The sequence below is a fragment of the Chryseobacterium oleae genome, assembly GCF_900115055.1.
In the GTDB taxonomy this organism is placed as follows: domain Bacteria; phylum Bacteroidota; class Bacteroidia; order Flavobacteriales; family Weeksellaceae; genus Chryseobacterium; species Chryseobacterium oleae.
The window spans coordinates 340,858-361,812 of record NZ_FOVD01000005.1; the positions used below are offsets into that span (position 1 = coordinate 340,858).

Genomic DNA, 20,955 nt, shown 5'->3' on the forward strand with positions numbered 1-20,955 from the left:
AATCTGATATCTGATGTCTGTCATCTGATGTCTCTAATTTGAAGAAACAATGAAGTTAGAAAAATCAAAATTATCAGCAGATAAAACAGTTCAGATCAGCGGTTCGAAAAGTATTTCGAATCGTTTGTTGATTTTGGAAAGTTTATTTAAAAACATACAGATCGGGAATTTATCCAATTCTCAGGATACGCAGCTACTGAAAAAAGCCTTGTCTGAGAATACGGAAACCGTGGATATCCATCATGCAGGAACCGCCATGCGTTTTCTTGCATCCTATTATTCGATCTTTGAAGGAAAAACAACCATTCTTACCGGATCCAAAAGGATGAAGGAAAGACCGATTAAAAACCTGGTAAGTGCCCTGAAAGACTTAGGCGCAGAAATCGAGTATTTGGAAAATGAAGGTTATCCGCCTTTAAAAATCACAGGAAAAAAAATCACTCAAAAGCAGGTGAATGTTCCGGCTAATATTTCCAGCCAGTTCATCACTTCTCTCCTTCTGATTGCCGGGAAACTGGAAAACGGACTGGAAATTAATCTGGTTGGAGAAGTCACTTCAAGATCATATATCGAAATGACGCTGGACATTCTGACCAAATTCGGAATTAAAAACAGCTTTGAAGGAAATACCATTAAAGTAGAGCCTTTTAACGAGAACAGTGAATCATCAACCGTGAATTATGAAGTGGAAAGTGACTGGAGCTCGGCTTCGTACTTCTACTCGATCTGTGCACTGGGAGGAGAAACCATCCATCTGAAAAGTTTTTACAAAGAATCTACCCAGGGAGATTCTGCCATTGCTAAGATCTACGAAGACTTTTTCGGGATTAAAACGATATTTACAGAAGACGAACATCAACTGACGCTGATACCGGAGCCGGACTTCTCATTCCCGGAAAAAATTGTTCTGGATATGAACAACTGCCCGGATATCGCCCAGACACTTTGCGTAACGGCAGCAGCCTTAAAAATCCCATTCGAAATTTCCGGACTGGGAACTTTGAGGGTGAAAGAGACCGACAGACTTCAGGCTTTATATAATGAACTGAAAAAACTGGGAACCGAAACAGAGATCACAGATCTTACCATCAAATCTTTAAGTTTTGGAGAACCGGAAGAAAATATTTCCATCAAAACGTACCAGGATCATAGAATGGCAATGAGTTTTGCTCCTTTCTGCCTGATCAGAGAACTCAATATTGAAGAGGAAGATGTGGTAGAGAAGTCTTACCCTATGTTCTGGAAGGATCTGGATGATGTGCTGCTTCGTTGATTTGACGATGCGGCGATTTGATGATGTGATAATGTGGTAATTTGAAAATATACAGATTTTATGAGAAATTTTTTCCTGCTTTTTGCAGTCATGATTCCGATGGTGTTTTCTGCACAATATCTTTTGCCTAATGAGGAAGCTGTTTTCTCATTTGACACCAAAAACGGAAAAAAAATGGCTTTGGTGAAAGATAAAAAGAACGGTTATATTCAGTATAGATTCGGGAGTAAAGATCGTGTAGAGATGGAATTTCCAGCTACAAGGACCAAAGAAAGCTGGAAGCAGTTCACCTACAGTTCTTACCACAGAGGTGGAGGAAAACAAAATGCAGGCATGGACCTCAACTATCTGACCTTTATCAATAATAACTATAAATATCAACTGTTCAGAACGTATTCCGCGGAAGATGAATCATTTTCCACAGGAATTACCGTTACAGACAGCAAGGGAAAAGAAACTGATGTTACAGGAGTCTATAAAACCATCAAAGGATGCTTGTGTAATCTGGAAGACACAGAGGTAAAGAAAGAAGATTTTGGTTCATAATTTAATCCTTTTAAAATGAAACAGCTTTTCTCTCTCGCCACTTTTTTGTTAGTCGTAGGATTTCATGCCCAGAATCTGAAAGACTTTTCAGTTCCGAACGGTTATCAAAAAATTGCAGAAGCGAAAGGAGACCTGGATAAAGACGGAAAAGATGAAACCGTCATTATTTTCAATACAGATAAAAAAACTAATCTGGATGACCGCGATGATTTCCTGAGATCATTTTTCATCTTAAAAGATATAGACGGCCAGCTGAAAATATGGAAAGAAAACAACTCAGTTCTTTTTTCCAGTGGAATGGGATTTTATCCGGAGAGCAATGCTGCTCCTGAAATATCCATTAAGAATAACAGTCTTTCTATTACCCAAATATTCAATACGAATTCGAGACATACCCAGACGTATAAACATACCTTCAGATTTCAGAACGGTGATTTTTACCTCATCGGTTCATCCGACAGATTTGAAGACACCTGTGATTTTAATAATCTGAACGAAATCAATTTCTCAACAGGAAAAGTGATTATTGATGAAGAACACGGTTCCTGCGATGAGGATGAAAGAATTATCCCCAAAGATATTCACAAAGAACTGATCCATCCTTTTAAGACTCTGATCAAAATGAACAATTTCACGATTGGGGAAAACAAATTTAAAATCCCAGGTTTAAAAAGAGAAATTTACTATTGATTATCAATAACATAAATGAGCAGGACAAAAATCCTGCTCATTTCTTTTTTACGTTATCCACCTACTTATCCACAGAGTTATCCACAATTTGTGAATATCTTTTTACTTACGGATTCCGTAGGCTTCCAGTATTTTATGAAAGATCTCTGTATTTTCAAACAGCCCAGTGAATTCCTGAGAATGCGGACCGTAAGCAAATACACTGGATGGAATTGACGTATGATCATTCGTACTGAAATTCCCGAAAACCCAGCCTTCTTTAAGACTTCCGTCCAAAAGCGTCAGACCTCCGGTTTCATGGTCTCCTACGACGATAACCAATGTTTCTTTATTCTCATCCGCAAATTTCATGGCTTTTCCTACCACATGATCAAAATCCAGTAATTCAGTCACCAGCTGTTCCAGATTGTTGCTGTGCCCACCGCCATCTGTCTGGGAAGCTTCTATCATCATAAAGAAGCCTTTTTTGTTTTCCTTTAAATTATTTAACGTAAGATCAAAAGCATCAGCGAGCCAGTTTCCTCTTCCATTACTTATTCTTTGTGAAGCCAAAGGATCAATGATCAATGTTCGGTTATTTATTGTTTTGACTGATTTCAGATCCTGGTAGAAATCAATCTTGGCATCTTTGATCTTTTGCACATTCTCCCGACTCAAACCGTTTGTAGGTCCTCCGATTAAAATTTTCGTTTTAGAGCTGACAAAATCTTTCAGAATTGGCTCCGAGCTGTTCCTGTTGTCTGAATGGGCATAGAAATCAGCAGGGGTCGCATCCGTAACATCTCCTGTGGAAATCAATCCCGAAACCATTCCTTTAGCAGCAATAATATCCGGAATCTGAGCCAGAGCTTTTCCATGATCATCTACCCCTACAAATGTATTTTTGGTTTTAACGCCCGTAGCAAATGCGGTTGATCCCGGCGCAGAATCTGTAATGTAGGCATTCGAAGAATTGGTTTTGGATAATCCGGTGGATTTCATATTAAAAACATTCAGCTTTCCTTTATTAGCTGTAAATGCAGCATAGTATTGAGGAAGAGAAGTTCCGTCCGGAATCAGAAGAATAATGTTTTTAACCTTCTTATCGGTTTTATCTGTTTTGTACGTTGGTTGGTAGACCTCATACTCCTTTGTATTCTTATAAAAATTCTTAGGAATGGTATTGATGAACTTTTTCAGATCAGGAATATGGTCTGTATTGATATAATCCACATCAAGATCCATCAGATTCACCCATGCATTCTTAAAATCAGGGGCTCCGTAGAATCGGACAGGCTTTTGCTGAGCATGGGCTTTTGATACGGACTGTCTGATCTTTTCTGTTTCTTCATCTCTTGGAATCCCTTTTCCGTTCCATTGAACCAGTTCCTGAAAGTCTGCACTGAACAATCCGACTCTTTTCAACTGATCTGCGGTATAGTTTGTATCAAGATTCCCGTCAAAAGAGAGATAATTTGGATAGTTTTTAAAATCACCCGGCTGAGGTCTTCCGCCAGTGATCATAATTTTAACTCCCGCACAGCCTGTAATTTCAGGATATTTCTTCAAAACACTCACCAGGGCATTCAGAGACGTTTTATAATCCTGTTTGATATCGATGAGCAGCTGCAGCTTTTTATTAGCGTCAGAATAAATACTCCCTTTATTCAGCTTGATCTGTTTCGATATCGGATCAAGGTACAGACTTTCCAATGTTCGCTCTGGTAACAATTCTTTTTCGGTATGTGCTACCCACAACTTCCCTTTTACGAGGAAAACATCCGCCTCAACAGACCCAAAATTGGCATAATAAGCCTGCCAAAAGGGAATCTCCTGCTGATAATCATTATGTGAATGGGCATTTTCTACGGTATACTTCAGATAATTCTGAGCCTGGTTTTGGGTAAACAGACCAAAAGCCAGTAACGCTGCTATTTTTTTTGATAATGTAATCATATGTTCGGGCAAAATTAGGAAAGCTCCTCAGCCCGCTTCATTAAGGTTTTCTTATCTTTTTATTAAAAAACAGTATCGTAATCTGCATTTAATAAATGTAAAATATAATCATCTGATTTTAAGACCGATCATCATAAAACTAAAAATTTAGTTTAAATAATTACTCCTTTATCATGCCCATTTTATAATTCATATTCTATAATATTCACACGGACTGATTTTAAGCTGTAAATAAATAAGAGAGTTCACTTTTCTTTTTTTACATTTGCTGGAAATACGGTTTACGTTGTGACACCTGATAAAATGGTTTACCGGCAGCCGGAACAAAAAGTAAAAAGTCTAAAAAATTATAAACAATTCAATGACGATCATCATCACTGGAACCTCATCAGGAATAGGTTTTGTACTGGCAGAATATTTTGGAAAGAAAGGCCATAAAGTATACGGTTTAAGCCGAAAACATACAGAAAGCCAGTATTTCAGGTCTATCCCGACGGATGTTACCGACAACGTTGCCGTTCAGAATGCCATCGCAGAAGTTTTAAAAACGGAATCGAGGATTGATGTTCTGATCAACAATGCCGGAATGGGAATGGTGGGCGCTGTGGAAGATTCTACCAAGGAAGATATTTTAAAGCTTTTCAACCTGAATCTTGTAGGTTCTGTCCAGATGATGAGTGCCGTTCTTCCGAAAATGCGTGAAAACAAATTTGGAAAAATCATCAATATTTCGAGTATCGGAAGTGAAATGGGACTTCCTTTCCGTGGTTTTTATTCTGCCTCAAAATCGGCTTTGGACAAAGTAACGGAAGCGATGAGATATGAAGTCTATCCATGGAATATCGATGTTTGCTCGCTGCACCTTGGTGACATTAAAACAAATATTGCAGAAAACAGGGTAAGAACGGAAGTTTCCGCGCCGTATAAAAGTGTATTCGATAAGGTGTATGCCTTGATGAATTCTCATGTGGGCGACGGAACCGAGCCTCTTGAGGTAGCTACTTACGTTGAAAATCTTTTGAATAAGAATAAATGGAAGGCCCATTATTATTTTGGTAAATTCGGACAGAAGATCGGAGTACCGTTGAAATGGATTCTTCCACAGGGAACCTATGAAAATCTGATGAAGAAGTATAATAAACTGGACTAAATTCAGTTATTTAAAAAAAATTATTTAATACTGGTTTGAACCATTAAGTTTTAATAAGTGATTAAGAATGATTAAGTGAACTTTGCTTTTTTAAGCTTAATATGAAAGTGAAACTGAATTAATTCTTAAAATATCAATTAATGGTTTAGACAAATTGAGCATTGAAGTTATTTCTAAAAATATTTTTCGTTCTGTTCTGCGTTTTTGTACAAGCGCAGAAGAAGCAGTATTGGCTCATCGACACGGAAACGAAGGTCAGAAAAAAAGCCAAAGATTCCGTTTCTGCAGCGAAATTTCTGGATTCCCTATCCCAGAGCAATTATTTCTTCACGAAATTAAAGGACGTAAAAATAAAAGGCGACAGCACTGAAATTTTCTACGACAAAGGGAAAAACTTCAATGAAACGTATGTGGAACTTTCTGATTCCATTACACAAAAACTAAAAATTCAGAAAGATTTTTTCACCAAAAATTTAGATTCCACCAAAAAAAGCATCAACAAAAAATACATTGATGACGGATATTCTTTCAGCCGGCTAAAATCTAAATATAAAGGCCAGAAAAATGGCTATCCCGTGATAGAACTGGATATTAATAAAAATGACAAACGTACGATCGACGGTTTTGTCGTTAAAGGCTACGAAAGGGTTCCGAGAAGGTTTATGAAAAATCTGGAAAAGGAATTCAAAGGAAAAACGTACGACGAAAAAAATCTTCTGGCAATCAGCAAAAATTTCCAGAGCCATGCTTTTGTTACGCTAGAACGTCCTCCGCAAACCTTATTCACTAAAGATTCCACGAGCATTTACCTGTTTATGGAGAAGAAAAAAACGAATACTTTCGATGGGGTAATTGGTTTCGGAAATGATAAAACAGAAAAATTTACCCTGAACGGAACCCTGAACGTGAATTTCAGGAATATGTTCAATGGTTTTGAAACAGTCAATCTATACTGGCAGAGAAACCCGGATAAGGGACAGACTTTCGATCTTCAGACCGATATTCCGTACCTGCTTAAATCCAATGTCGGAATGAATCTCAAAGTCAATATTTTCAGACAGGATTCCACTTTCGCCAATGTAAAATTCCTTCCGGCTTTCTATTATCATATCAATAACCGTAATAAAATCGGACTTAGAGGAACTCTGGAAACGTCAAGTATCATTGATACGCTGTATGTTCAGGGGAAAGATTACAACAAAAAAGGTCTCGGAATCTGGTTTGAAATGACGGATCCGACAGATATTGATCTTTTCCTTTACAAAACCAGGATCAATGCCGGTTACGATTACCTTACAACGACTTATAGTAAAGATAATATTAAGGCGAATCAAAATCAGTTCTATTTCTTTGGGGAACATAATTATCATATTTCCGGCAATCATTTCCTCAATATAAAAGCGGAAGGCGCGATGATGGATTCTAAAGTTGAATTCTCTGCGAATGAATTGTACCGATTCGGGGGCTGGAATTCCATGCGGGGTTTCAATGAGAAATCTCTTGCCGCCGATTTTTATTACTACGCAGGTTTAGAATACCGTTATCTCATTGGTAACCAGGCATTTTTTGACTTCTTTGGACAATACGGGCAGCTTAATAATAAATCTTTAAATGTCAAGCCAAAGCTTTACAGTGTCGGGCTCGGTTTTAACTTCTTTATCCCGATCGGGCTGATGAGTTTCCAGCTTTCTAATGGTAATGAGTTCGGAAATCCTTTTAAATTTAATGATATTAAGATCCACTGGGGTATCCTGAGTAGATTCTAGGACCCTATTTTTCATTATTCTTCGAAACAACCTGATATACATATCTGCCCAAATTTATTTTAACGCAAAGTTTCCATACTATATCCCTTAGTTTCAAGGTGGGCAAAGAGATGTGGCTGCACCAATGAATAAGCACACTTTTTATCCGTACGCTTCATCGAATCAATTTTCATTGATTTTCTTCTTTGTATTCTTAAAACTTTGCGTTTAAAAAGTTTGTTCATTCATCCATAAAAATTCAGGCTTTTGAAGAATATAATACATAGTAAAATAAAAGCAAATCTTAAGACATGAGAGCTTTTTCCGTTTTATTATTATGTTAAATGTTTCTGTTAAAAAATATTAAAATCGTATTTTTATTTTAATACCACATTAAAATACTGGTAACACTGCGCCGCTAAATTTGTTCTCAAAAAAAATGAAGAAGACTTTAGCTACTTTTGCTGTTTTTTTACTCCCCCTTTATCTTACTGCCCAGGAAATTAACATCACCGGAAATGTAAAATCCGAAAATGGCTCCAGCGTTTCCGGCGTGAATATTACCGACAAAAACACCGGAAAAACTACGGTGACTGATGAAAGCGGTAATTTTACCATCTCCGCCAATCCAAAAGACATCCTTGAGTTTTATGCTCCTGATTTTTCCATGTATACGGTGGAAGTTTCTACCAAAAGACAATATTCTGTTGTTCTGACTAAAGCCAGTGAAAAACAGATTGAAGGTGTCGTTATTACCGCTTTGGGTATCGCCAAGAAGAAAGAAAAAATCGGGTATTCTACTCAGGAAGTGGGTACAAAACAGTTTGAAACCATCACCACTCCGAGTATAGGAAACTTATTCTCAGGACAGGTGTCGGGTCTGAATGTATCCAATCCTACCGGAATGCAGCAGGCTCCACAGTTTACGCTGAGAGGAAATTCCAATCTGGTTTTCGTTATCGACGGGGTGATTGTAGAAAAAGAAGTTTTCCAGAATCTGGATCCTAATAATATTGCCAATATCAACGTTCTCAAAGGAGCAACCGCTTCTGCATTGTATGGTTCACGAGGAAGATACGGAGCTGTTTTAATCACCACTAAAACTGCTAAAAAGAATGGTTTTTCAGTAGAGTTCTCTCAAAATACAATGGTAACCGCAGGATTTACCAACCTTCCCAAAACCCAGACTGAATACGGAAACGGTTCACAGGGGAAATATGAATTCTGGGACGGTGCTGACGGCGGTGTGAATGACGGTGATATGATCTGGGGACCAAAATTTATTCCGGGACGGCAAATTGCCCAGTGGAACAGCCCGATCAGAGATAAACTGACAGGACAGGTAACGCCGTGGTATGGTGCGGTGACCGGAACGCAGTACAATGATAAGTCAAGATACGAAAGAGTTCCAATCGACTGGAAATACCACGATAATTTAAATACATTTTTAAAGCCGGCTGTCATTAACAACAACAGTTTCGCGATCAGTTATAAAAACAACAAAGACATCTACAGGGTCTCCGGAAATTTCATGAATTATGATGACAGGGTTCCCGGCTCTTATCTTCAGCGTTACGGTGTCAATTTCTCTTCTGAGAATCATTTAGGTGAAAAACTAACCTTTGATACCAAATTCAATTTTAATCAAACCTTTACGCCTAATATTCCGAACTACGATTACAATCCAAGCGGACATATGTACACCATTCTGATTTGGATGGGAGCAGATGTAGACGGAAGAGATCTTAAAAACCATATGTGGGTTCCGGGAAAACAGGGCACTGCACAGGCCAACTGGAATTATGCATGGTACAATAACCCATGGTTCGGATCTGAGTATTATAAAAACAAGAACAGAACCAACGTCATCAATGCACAAACGGGTCTGGAATATAAAGCCACGGAAGATTTCTCTGTAAAAGGTAAGATTTCCTTAGTTGAAAATCACAATAAGCAGGAAATTTTCAGTCCTTATTCTTACTTTAACTACAGTGCTCCAAGAAGCGGTGGTTATCTTCTGAATGACACCAAAACCTGGAACCTGAACTCCGATGTACTGGCTACCTACAAGAAAAAGATCTCTGATAATTTCGATTTTACCATCAATGCCGGAGGTTCTACCTTTTACTATAAAAACAATGTAGACAATGCTTCAACAGACGGATTGAAAATTCCTGAACTGTATTCATTAGAAAACTCCACAGGTGCTGTAAAATACTTTGATTACCTTAAAGAAAAACTGATTTACAGTGCGTATTCAACGATCGATATCGGTTTGTATGATGCCTTTTTCATCAACGTCTCCGGACGTAATGACTGGTCTTCCACCCTTCCGAAAGCCAACAGATCTTACTTCTACCCTTCTGCATCGGTAAGTGCGGTGATTTCAAATCTGGTGAAAATGCCGGAAGCGGTAAGTCTTTTAAAACTTTCAGCTTCGTGGGCAAAGGTAGCGTATGATTTTAAACCGTATTCAACCAGAAACTATTACTTTAACAATGAGGGGGCTACTTTCAACGGAAACCCTATGTTCAATTATCCTACTATACTGAATACTGAAAACTCTTTAAAACCGGAACAGACCAAATCTTATGAACTTGGAATGAGCGCGGGATTATTTAAGAACAGGCTTACTTTAGATGTTACTTATTTCAGAACACTGGATTATAATAATATCCTTGAATTCCCTGCTGCTCCATCATCAGGTTTTACTTCTCAATATGTGAACGGAAACGAATACACCACAAAAGGTCTGGAAATCTCTTTAGGCCTGGTTCCTGTAAAAACAGCCAATTTCACATGGAGATCTTTAATTAACTGGAGTACGTATGAGCAGAAGCTGACTTCGATCTATGACAATATGCCTAACTACAACAACATTAAAATCGGTGAAAGAATGGACAGCTATTACGATACGACATGGAAGAAGTCACCAGACGGAAAAGTAATTCTGGATGCCGAATCAGGACTGCCAACAATAGAAAAAGTTCCACGTAATCTGGGACATTTTAATCCGGACTGGACATTTGGATTCAACAATACATTCAAATATAAAAAATTCTCACTGAATATTGGAATAGACGGGAGCATAGGCGGTGTCATGAGATCGGTGGTAGTAGAAAAAATGTGGTGGGGCGGAAAACATCCTAACTCAACGACCTACAGAGATCTTGAATATGCCAATCCGGGAACCTATTATTTCGTACCGGACGGGGTAAATTATAACGAAATTACGGGAGCCTACACTACCCATACAAAACCCATCAACTTTCAGGAATGGGCACAGAACTACCCTTATCAAGCAAGGGTGACAGAAGATGAAAACAAATTATTCGCGAATGTTTTTGACAGAACATTTATCAAACTAAGATCGGTGGTATTGGAATATGACTTCTCTTATCTCCTTAATCCAAAAGGAATGATCAAAAATTTCACTGCCAATATTTCTGCCTATAATCTGGCCATGTGGAAAAAATCTAAAAATCTGTATTCCGATCCTGATTTTCAAATCAGTAAAAATACCACCAAAGATAATAATGACATCCAGGATCCTTCCAGCAGATGGATCGGAATCGGATTTAATCTTAAATTTTAATTAATAAGTATCCTGAACAATGAAAAACAATATCAATAGTATAGCAAAATCTCAGAATGGTATAACGGCAAGATGGCTCAGAAAATTCAGTATAAAGTCAGCGGCTTTTGCAGGGCTCATGCTGCTGGCTTCATGTGAATCGGATCTTGACAAAATCAATGAAAATCCTAATGATAAGGCTACAGTAGATCCTAAAGTTCTTTTAACATATGTTTCCAGAAATACGTTTCAGGTCAATGGTGACAATATGTATGTTTCCAGAATGATGATCGGGACAGACGGTGAAAATTCCTATCAATACATGAAGTGGAATGAAACCTCTTTTGAAGCCTATACAAAAAGTCTTCTGAATGTTGGGAAAATGATGGAGGAAGCCACAAAGCTCAACAATAAGAACTACCTGGCTATTGGTAAATTCTACAGAGCGTATCATTTTTTTAATTTAAGCTTGAAATTCGGAAGCATCCCTTACACAGAAGCTGTAAAAGGTGAATCGGGAATTACCCAACCGAAATATGACAGCCAGGAAACGGTGATGGCCGGAATTCTTTCGGAATTGAAAGAAGCTAATGATCTGATCAATACTACAGATAAAATAGAAGGAGACATTGTTTACAACGGTGATGCTACCAAATGGAAAAAACTGATCAATTCTTTCAGACTCAAGATTTTAATCACGATGTCTAAAAAAATGACATTAGGAAGCTATAGCGTAACCTCTGAATTTGCTTCTATTGCCAATAACCAACCTTTAATGACTTCCATTTCAGATAACGGAGAACTTAAATTTGCTGATGCTGCAGACAGCAGATATTCTATGTTCAACAGCAGTGGTTACGGATCAAGTTTATACATGGCCAATTATTTTATCAATCTGTTTAAACTGAGACAGGACCCTCGTCTTTTCACTTTTGCAGCGCAGACTACAGGTGCGAAAGAAGCCGGAAAACCAGTTACCGATTTTACTGGATATAACGGAGGAGATCCGAATTCTTCTTATTTAGATAATGCCGCTTTGATCACAGCAAAAAATATTTCAAAAGTCAATGACCGTTTCTATAAAGATCCTACCAATGAACCTTCTTCCGTATTAAGCTATTCTGAACTTGAATTTATTCTTGCAGAAGCGGCCAGCAGAGGATGGATCTCCGGATCTGCAAAAACGCATTATGACAATGCCATTAAAGCCAGTTTCAGCTTTTATCAGACCTATGTAAAAAATCCGGGCCAGTATTTTTCAGGATTTGATGTGAATCAATATCTTGCATCGTCGTTGGTCGTTTACAATGATGCTGATGTGCCGGAAAAACGTCTGGAGAAAATTATGACCCAGAAATACATGACGATGTTCCACCAGAGCCAGTGGACTTCCTATTATGATTATCTGAGAACAGGATATCCTGAATATCCGTTGAAAGACGGAGTTTCTGCACCGTTCAGATTCAGGTATCCGGAAACTGAGTACAATTATAACAGCACCAACCTGAAAGCAGCAGTGGCAGCCCAGTACGGAGGAAATGATGACATCCGTTCCAAACCATGGTGGCTTCAGTAAGAAATTGAAATTTATATAAAAAACAGATAAACCGCAGGAAAATCCTTTTTAACTTGCGGTTTATTTCTTATTTTGATTGAACATGAACAGAAGAGAATTTTTAGAAAAATCAAGCCTTTTGCTGGCCGGATTGGGAACTTCAAGCGTCCTTCATCCCGCTATTTTAAAAGCATTGGCGATAGAGCCTGCAGCCCTGTCTACTTTTTATGATGCAGAACATGTTGTGATCCTGATGCAGGAAAACCGTTCTTTTGACCATGCTTTCGGAGCATTAAAAGGCGTAAGGGGATTTTTAGACAAAAGAGCTTTCGTGAAACAGGACGGACATTCGGTTTTCTTTCAAAAAGATAACGCCGGAAAATATGCTTCGCCTGCCCGACTGGATCTCAGAAATACAAAATCCACATGGATGAGCTCCCTGCCTCATTCATGGTCTGATCAGCAAAAAGCTTTAAATAAAAGAAAATATGATCAGTGGCTTCAGTTTAAGGCATCCGGAAACAAAGACTATAAAAATATTCCGCTCACATTGGGCTATTATAACAGGGAAGATCTTCCTTTTTATTATCAGCTGGCGGATGCGTTCACTATTTTTGATCAATACTTTTGCTCGTCACTGACAGGAACAACCCCGAACAGACTGTTTCATTGGTCCGGAACGTTAAGAGAACAGCAAAACGGAAAAGTAAAAGCAAATGTTTACAATGAAAATATTGACTACGACAAAGCAAAACAGGCCCACTGGAAGAGCTTTCCTGAAATTTTAGAAGAACAGAATGTGTCCTGGAAGATGTATCAGAACGAAATCAGTCTTCCGAAGGGAATGTCCGGTGAACAGGAAGCCTGGCTAAGCAATTTTACAGATAATCCTATTGAATGGTTTTCCAAATTCAATGTAAAATTTTCAAAAGGTTATCATCAGAATATTCCGAAGATCATTGCTTATCTGAAAGAAGAGATGGCCAAAAAACCGGATCAGAAAAAAAGGTTTGAAACGCTGATCGCTGAACTTGAAGAAGATCAGACCCTATATTCGCCTGAAAATTACGCGAAGCTTTCGCAGAAGCAAAAAAATCTTCACGAAAAAGCATTCACCACCAATATCAATGATCCCGACTATTGGAATCTGGAAATCGGGCAGGATGAAAACGGAGAAAAACTGGTTGTTCCTAAGGGCGATGTTCTTTTCCAGTTCCGAAAAGATGTGGAAGAGAAAAAACTTCCGCTGGTTTCGTGGCTCGTTGCTCCTGAACATTTTTCAGACCATCCGGGATCACCTTGGTACGGGGCATGGTATATTTCAGAGGTCTTAAATATTCTGACCAAAGATCCTGAAACCTGGAAAAAAACCATTTTCATTATTAATTATGATGAGAACGACGGTTATTTCGATCATGTTCTTCCGTTTGCTCCACCCGTTAATCCAAGCCAGTCAGTTGATATGAACGGTAAAGAAGGGGTGGAATACGTAGATCAATCGCAGGAATATATGTCCCAGCCTTCATTGAAAGACTATGAAAGAATAGAAGGAACAGTCGGTTTAGGCTACAGAGTTCCGATGATCATTGCATCGCCCTGGACGAAAGGAGGTTTTGTGAATTCTGAAGTTTCAGATCATACTTCCGTGCTGCAGTTTCTGGAGAAATTTATTCAGAAAAAATTCAGTAAAGACGTCAAGGTTGATAACATCAGCGACTGGAGAAGAGCGATTTGTGGAGATCTTACTTCCGCTTTTAATTCTTCCCCTACCAAAGCGCCTCAGATGGATTATCTGAATCAGAAAGAGTATACGAAGACTATTAATGCAGCCAAAAGTAAACCTGTTCCCAATTTGAAATGGTACGCTGAAAGTGAGATCAATGAGAGTCTGCTTGAAATTCAAGAGAGGGGAAGTAAGCCTTCCAACCCGCTTCCTTATCATTTTCATGTCAATCTGGACAACGGAAAGATCAGAATGACGAATGTAAAAGAAGCCGGAGTTCCTTTATTAGTCTATGACAGAACAAAATTCAACGGTAATGATTATCATTTTTCGTATGCCCTGTATTCAAAGCAGGAACTGTCGCATACAGTGAATCCCGGAACCTATGATCATGAAGTTTTTGGGCCTAATGGTTTCTTCCGGAAATTCAGCGGTAACAATACACCGGAAATAGACGTACAGCTGATGAACAGCGGTTTAAAAAATGAGGCAGAACTGGTTTTCAAAAAGAAGAAAGGCAACGTTTCGGTTATTGTAGAAGATCTCTATGATAACACGAAGAAGACCGTTTCTTTGCATCAGCCTGAAGAAAAAATAAAACTTGATCTCAGCAAAAATAAGGGCTGGTATGATATAAAAGTAAGCTCGAACGGTCATATCTGGCATTTTGCAGGAAGAGTGGAAACCGGAAAAGTTTCTATTTCAGATCCGCACTGGGCATAATAACCCGGAACATCATAAAATCCAAGGCCTTGCATAGTTTATGCGAGGCTTTTCTTATGATTACGATCATAGCTCAGTACGTCAGATTTATATAATTTGCATATAAATATTACAACACATAATGTAATACTATAAAAGAATAGTTAATAATATTTAAAAAAGAAGATTTTTTTACTATTATTTCCTGATTTTTATTAAATTCACTTAACTAATTAACAAACATCATGAAAAAATTAAACCTTAGCCTTGCAGTATGCTTTCTTTCCGCCGCATTTTCCGGAGGATTACAAGCACAGGATACGAATACTGACAATCACACCATCACCATTTCTATTCCCGAAGTTGCACTGGTAGATATTGAACCTGCTGCAACAAAAAACATCACATTAGGATTTACGGCCCCCACAGAAGCAGGTAACCCTGTGACGGCGAGTACGTCTAATAATACACTATGGTTAAATTATTCGTCTATCAAATCTGTAGCAGATCCTACCCGTAATGTCTCTGTAAAAGTGGGTGCGCTTATTCCCGGAATTGATATTCACGTAACTGCAGCGGCGGCTACAGGAAGTGGAGCTGGTACATTGGGTACACCTGCCGCTCAGATTACTTTAAGTGCAGCGGATCAAACCATTATCTCAGGGATCGGAAGTGCTTATACCGGAAACGGAGCCAACAACGGACACAATCTTACGTATGCTCTGGCAGCAGGAAGCGGCCCCGGAGGTGTAGCAGCGTATGCAGATTTACAGGCAACGGCGACTACAGTGGCAACAGTTACCTACACGATCTCAGATAATTAGATTTAATTCTCAATTTTAAGTATTATAAGAAGAAACCGCCAGTCAGTTTCTTCCAGGTTGTATATGGCCTGCCATTTAATTTCAAACTTTACATGATTATGATGAAGCGTATGTTCCTTTTGATGTTTTTGATGCTGCAGTTTAGCTTTTTATATGCCGGTATTGTCGTTCTGAACGGCCTTACCCATGCCTATAAAGTGGAAAACGGAAAAGTATACAAAGGAAAAGTGGAGATTGAAAATACAGGCAGCAAACCTCAGAACGTAAAATTATTTTTACAGGACTTTACCTATCATGCGGACGGATCCATCAATTATACGGCGATCCGTACGAATAACAGAACCAATGGTGACTGGATCAAACTGAATACCAATCTGATCACCCTGAAAGGTAAAGAAAAGACTGAAGTGTTCTATGAAATCACGGTTCCCAATCAATCGGTAGATCCGGGAAGTTATTGGAGTGTGATTATTGTTGAGCCTGTAGAGGATATAAAACCAAGCGATGATAAAGCGGGAGTGAACATCACTTCTATTGTACGGTATGCTATTCAGGTCATCACAGATTATGCAACGGAAAAAGCAAAACCGGATCTTAAATTTGAAAGTGTAAAAATAGAAAAAGAGGAAGGAAAACAGATCGCAAAAATAGCCATCGCCAACAACGGCAATCTGTACTGTAAGCCTACAGCTTCTATAGAAATCTACAACCGGAAAACCGGAGAACGCATCGGAAGCTATACGAGCATTGCGATGGGATTATTACCACAGACCTCCAAATCATTCTACATTGATATCAGTAAAGTTCCGGCAGATCGGTATAAAGCGGTCATTATTGCCACGGATGAAGAAGAAAATGCATTTGCGCTCAATGTGGAATTAGAAGTAAAGAATGATTAAAACTTGGATTTTATATATCGTCCTGTTATCACTATTCCCGGTACTTATTTTTTCTCAACAGCAGCCAAATCCATTGGCCAGTAAAAAAGATAGTCTAATGCCGGGAATGTCTACTTCTATTTCCTTTGCGCTGGAAAATAATTCGGATGAAAATAAAACCTATGATCTTACCGTTACAGCTTCCAGTCCTTTTCTTACGCCTATTTTAGCAAAAGCAGAGTTTAAAATTTCTGCGCACGAGAAAACAATTTATCTTGTTCCTATCCGTATTTCAGCGGAAGCAGCACAGGGACTTTATTCTGTCATCCTGCATGGAACCGACCGATATGACGGTACGACTTTCACCAAAACTTCAAAAGTGATCATTTCCGGAAGCAGAAAACTCAGTCTTACGTCATTAAATTCACCGGAGTTTATCCGGGCTGGTGAAACCATTAAGGCTTCATTTCTTTTAAAAAACAATGGAAATATCACCGAAACGCTGATTTTGGAAAGCAAAAATGCCGTGGTAGATCACGATGCTTCCATAACATTAGGACCCAACGAATCAAAAGTAATTGGTATTTATAAGATTACTAATGCAGAACTTGGCCAAAATGAATTTCAAAATCTGAACCTGTCTGTATATTCTCAGGACAATCCAAAAGAAAATCAAACCGCTTATGTAAGTGTAAAAATTATATCGGTAAAACCTGTGGAAGACGATATTTATCACAGACTTCCTGTTTCGGCATCCATGTCATTTATAGGAATGAAAAATATGGGCGTTTATCAGGATGGATTTCAGGGAGAAGTTTATGGTAAAGGAACTTTGGACAAAGACAATAAAAACCAGATTGAATTCCATGCGGTGTCAAAAAACCCTGTTGAATTCAATTCTTTTACTCAATATGAAGAGTATTTCATTAATTATAAAAGAGAGAATTTCTTTGTCCATCTTGGTGATAAAACTTATTCTGCTTCCTATTTAACGGAGTTTGCAAGATATGGCCGTGGGGCTGAAATCCGGTATGATTTCAAAAAAGTCAGTTTGGGTGGTTTTTATAATCATCCGCGGTTTTTCAGGGATATCAAAGATGAATTTAATATCTATTCAACGTTTAAAATCAGAAAAGAGTCAGAGATCACTGCGGGCTATCTTTATAAAATTCCGAGAAAGGGGGAAATGAATTTCGGCAATATCAGGCTGGATTCTGAAGCTCATCTTCCTTACACAACAGGAAAATTCAGGATTTCTAAAAATATAGTTCTTTCGGGAGAGGCTGCATTCAGTAAGACGGAACAGATGGAAGGAACGGCTTATATGGCACAGGCACAGGCTACTTTTGAACGGTTTAACGGAAATCTGATGTATATGCGTGCAAGCCCGGAATTTGCGGGATATTTCACCAATACCAGCACATTTAACGGAAGTGTTCAGTACAGGCTGTCTAAAAAGCTTAATGTATTTGGAAATTATATCCAGGATGCCAAGAATTTTCAACGGGACACATTGTTCTATGCAGCACCCTACAGAAGTTTTCTGCAATATGGAATTCAGTACAAATATATTCCAAGCGGCTTAATTACTTTGTATAATGGTTTTCAGAAGTACCAGGACCGTCTGGAACCGAAACAGTTTGATTATTATGAAAGGTACTTTAAAGTCAGTATTGATCAGCAGATCGGAATGTTTCAGGTGAATGTTCAGGGACAGTTTGGAAAAACCAATAATTATCTGAGTGGATTTAATGGAAATTCCAGTTTCTACACCACGAATATATCTTTTGAAAAATTTAAAACCTCCTTTAACGTTTATGCAAGCTATGCCATTACGTCACGATATCAGCTTCAGAATGATAAACAGGTTTATTACGGAGCGAGAATCTTCAGCAGGTTTTCCGATAAGACCAGTCTGAGTCTTTTTTATCAGAATAATTATATGCCTGAGGAATATTTCAGAGACCGGAATCTTTTTGAGGTTTTGTTCCATCAGCAACTATTTCCTGGTAGTGAACTTGACTTGTCGGGAAGATATTCTTTGCAACGCGGTGAGCTCGGTAATAAGGATTTTATATTTTCCGTGCGCTATACCCTTCGCCTGAATGTTCCTGTGCAGAAAACTGCGGAGTACACAAGTTTATCAGGAAATATCAGCAATCTGGGTGTAAAAAAGACAGAAGGAATCAGATTGATGCTGGGCAACCATTTATCCATTACGGACAAAGATGGAAATTATCTGTTTAAAAATATTGTTCCCGGCGACTATTTTCTGGAAATAGACCGGTCGACCGCCGGCATTAATGATATTACCAATATTTCTTTACCGGCTTCATTACATCTTACCGGCAAAGAGAATACTTTCAATTTCGGATTAACTACAGCATCCACCATTAAAGGAAGTATCGAACTTTCTGAAAATGATAAAGACCAATACAGTTTCGCTCATTATCAGCCAAAAACTGATAAGAAGAAAAGGCAAAGCATCATCATCGAAGCATCAAACGGTGAACAAACCTATCGGAAAATAGCATTTATCGGTGAAACTTTTGATTTCATGTATCTGCGTCCCGGAGAATGGAAAATTAAACTCTACAGGAATGGCCTTGACAAACGGTATAAAATAGCAACGGATACTTTTCAATACAGCCTTAAGCCATCGGAAACACAGAACGTAGCGATACATATTGTAAAACAGCAGAGTGAAATTAAATACCAGCAGGAAATGATCAAAGTAGGATATAATGAATTAAAAAAGAAAAAATGAAACTGAAACAACATATTATATGCCTCATTTTTGGTCTCATGTCCGGTACAACATTCTCCCAAACCACTGTTCCGATGACTCTTCCTGTAGTTACTCTGATGGATATAGAGCCTGCAGGAAACTTTACGTTGAATTTTACAGCTCCCACAGAAGCAGGACAGGCATTAACTCTTCCGGCAGCCAATACAACAAAGTGGGTCAATTATACTTCCGCTATTGCACCGGGAGGATTGACGAGAAGAATTACAGCTTCCATCAATGCGCCCATCGCCGGGGTTAATATAAGAGTTCAGGCAGCTGCAGCTTCGGGAGCTGGCGGAGGAACATTAGGAACATCTTCAGGATTGGTGACTCTCAGTACAACAGCTGCTACTATTATTACAGGAATAGGAGGTGCATTTACCGGAAATGGTGCGAATAACGGACATATGCTTACGATCAGTCTTTCGGTAAGTTCTTATGCTAATCTTTCCGCCCGTATCAATACCCCTGTTATCATCACCTATACCATCACAGAATAAAATTGGAAAATGAAAATCAATAGTCGCTTTCTCAGGAATATACTTTTAAAAAGATATCTGTATCTCTTTCCATTAATCATGGGTAGCTACCTGCAGGCTCAAACAGTCGTTCCCAGCGGAAGTGGCTGGACTGTAAGTGTGCCAACCATTACCGAGGCAGGGAGCAATTATGGGGGAACTTATGCAAGTGCCACCAATGCAATCATATTATCCGGGACAATGCCGGGATCTTTTCTTAATCTTCTCTCCAATGGTGCTGCCAGAATCAGCGTACGTTATACCCCTACCACATGGAATAATGCGCTGCACCTCTATGCAAAAAGAAGTGGTGGAACGGCTACTATTAGTGGGCTTTGTCTTGGCTGTACCGCTACTGTCAATGGCGGAACGACTTATATAGAAATCCTTCAGGCTACTGATACAGCATTTTGTACCATAAACTTTTCCGGAATTTTAGGACTGGGTAACAGTGTATCCTACTCTGGAATAAATGTGCAGTTGCAGATAACCGGTGTTTCTGTAGTCATTCCGGCCACATCATATAGCTCCCAGCTTGTTTTCACAATAGGTCCCAATTAAAATTATATACATTCTGTGTTGCTTTTTTAATTACAGTGAAATGCCTCGCGCAGATCTTTCAGATGGAGCAGATTCTTTTTTTTTCCGGAAAATAAGGGAAGGAATATTGTTTCGTTTAAGTTTCGGCTAAAGCCTATTGTATTGGGTATACAGTGTAAGCGGGCTAAAGCCCGCTCCTATTGAATATATAGGGAAATATAGAAGAGCTGCTTATTGCTTATTGCTTATTGCTTATTGCTTATTGCTTATTGCAAATCTATGGATCAATGATGAATGATAAGTGATGTTCTGTAGTAGTAGTAGTAGTAGTAGTAGTAGTAGTAGTTTCTGTTCCCGCATTACTCATTACTTATTACTTATTACTTATTACTTATTACTTATGATCTGGGGTATAAAACAAAAAAGTCTCACACAAAACTGTATGAGACTTTTTAATAAAAACTGGCGGCGGCCTACTCTCCCGCTTTCGCAGTACCATCGGCGCTGGTGGGCT

At 38.6% G+C, this 20,955-nt stretch carries 14 protein-coding genes; 13 read left to right on the forward strand and 1 reads right to left on the reverse strand.

Annotated features, from left to right (window positions below):
• Positions 1-49 precede the first annotated feature (49 nt).
• Genes BM143_RS17160 through BM143_RS17170 form a run of 3 tightly spaced genes read left to right on the forward strand, consistent with a single transcriptional unit; the run spans position 50 to position 2,509 of the window.
• Complete coding sequence (locus BM143_RS17160) at positions 50-1,273, forward strand: 3-phosphoshikimate 1-carboxyvinyltransferase (protein ID WP_090025798.1); 1,224 nt, start codon at positions 50-52, stop codon at positions 1,271-1,273.
• A gap of 60 nt (positions 1,274-1,333) precedes the next feature.
• Positions 1,334-1,819 carry a hypothetical protein gene (locus BM143_RS17165; protein WP_090025800.1) on the forward strand — a complete coding sequence of 162 codons (486 nt, stop codon included), beginning with the start codon at positions 1,334-1,336 and terminating at the stop codon, positions 1,817-1,819.
• A 15-nt stretch (positions 1,820-1,834) separates the two neighbouring features.
• A complete protein-coding gene (locus tag BM143_RS17170) occupies positions 1,835-2,509 on the forward strand; it encodes a hypothetical protein (protein ID WP_090025802.1) in 675 nt (224 codons plus the stop codon).
• Between the two features lie 102 nt (positions 2,510-2,611).
• On the opposite strand, the gene BM143_RS17175 is transcribed toward BM143_RS17170, so the two are convergent.
• A complete protein-coding gene (locus BM143_RS17175) occupies positions 2,612-4,444 on the reverse strand; it encodes an alkaline phosphatase (protein ID WP_228430872.1) in 1,833 nt (610 codons plus the stop codon).
• A 361-nt stretch (positions 4,445-4,805) separates the two neighbouring features.
• On the opposite strand from BM143_RS17175, the gene BM143_RS17180 reads away from it, so the two are divergent.
• The 10 genes from BM143_RS17180 (at position 4,806) to BM143_RS17225 (ending at position 20,462) form a co-directional block, all read left to right on the forward strand.
• Positions 4,806-5,594 carry an SDR family oxidoreductase gene (locus BM143_RS17180; protein ID WP_090025804.1) on the forward strand — a complete coding sequence of 263 codons (789 nt, stop codon included), beginning with the start codon at positions 4,806-4,808 and terminating at the stop codon, positions 5,592-5,594.
• Between the two features lie 161 nt (positions 5,595-5,755).
• Entirely contained in the window at positions 5,756-7,360 is a 1,605-nt protein-coding gene (locus tag BM143_RS17185) for a BamA/TamA family outer membrane protein (protein ID WP_090025806.1), read from the forward strand.
• 418 nt (positions 7,361-7,778) lie between these two features.
• Positions 7,779-10,934, forward strand: a complete 3,156-nt coding sequence (locus BM143_RS17190) for a SusC/RagA family TonB-linked outer membrane protein (protein WP_090025808.1) — start codon at positions 7,779-7,781, stop codon at positions 10,932-10,934.
• Positions 10,935-10,953: 19 nt separating this feature from the next.
• On the forward strand, positions 10,954-12,489 hold the full coding sequence (locus BM143_RS17195; protein ID WP_090025810.1) for a SusD/RagB family nutrient-binding outer membrane lipoprotein: 1,536 nt from the start codon (positions 10,954-10,956) through the stop codon (positions 12,487-12,489).
• 82 nt (positions 12,490-12,571) lie between these two features.
• Positions 12,572-14,914 carry a phosphocholine-specific phospholipase C gene (locus BM143_RS17200; RefSeq protein ID WP_090025812.1) on the forward strand — a complete coding sequence of 781 codons (2,343 nt, stop codon included), beginning with the start codon at positions 12,572-12,574 and terminating at the stop codon, positions 14,912-14,914.
• Positions 14,915-15,138: 224 nt separating this feature from the next.
• Positions 15,139-15,717 (forward strand): hypothetical protein, encoded by a 579-nt coding sequence (locus tag BM143_RS17205; protein ID WP_090025814.1) that lies wholly within the window; start codon positions 15,139-15,141, stop codon positions 15,715-15,717.
• Between the two features lie 98 nt (positions 15,718-15,815).
• Positions 15,816-16,616, forward strand: coding sequence for a WxL protein host-binding domain-containing protein (locus tag BM143_RS17210; protein WP_090025816.1), 801 nt, complete (start codon positions 15,816-15,818; stop codon positions 16,614-16,616).
• Positions 16,609-19,362, forward strand: coding sequence for a COG1470 family protein (locus BM143_RS17215; protein ID WP_090025818.1), 2,754 nt, complete (start codon positions 16,609-16,611; stop codon positions 19,360-19,362). The genes BM143_RS17210 and BM143_RS17215 overlap by 8 nt, the downstream gene beginning before the upstream one ends.
• Positions 19,359-19,883 carry a hypothetical protein gene (locus BM143_RS17220; RefSeq protein WP_090025820.1) on the forward strand — a complete coding sequence of 175 codons (525 nt, stop codon included), beginning with the start codon at positions 19,359-19,361 and terminating at the stop codon, positions 19,881-19,883. Before BM143_RS17215 ends, BM143_RS17220 begins: the two co-directional genes overlap by 4 nt.
• A 9-nt stretch (positions 19,884-19,892) precedes the next feature.
• The gene (locus tag BM143_RS17225; protein WP_139222065.1) at positions 19,893-20,462 is read left to right on the forward strand and encodes a hypothetical protein; all 570 of its coding nucleotides are present in this window, start codon (positions 19,893-19,895) and stop codon (positions 20,460-20,462) included.
• Positions 20,463-20,955: the final 493 nt, after the last annotated feature.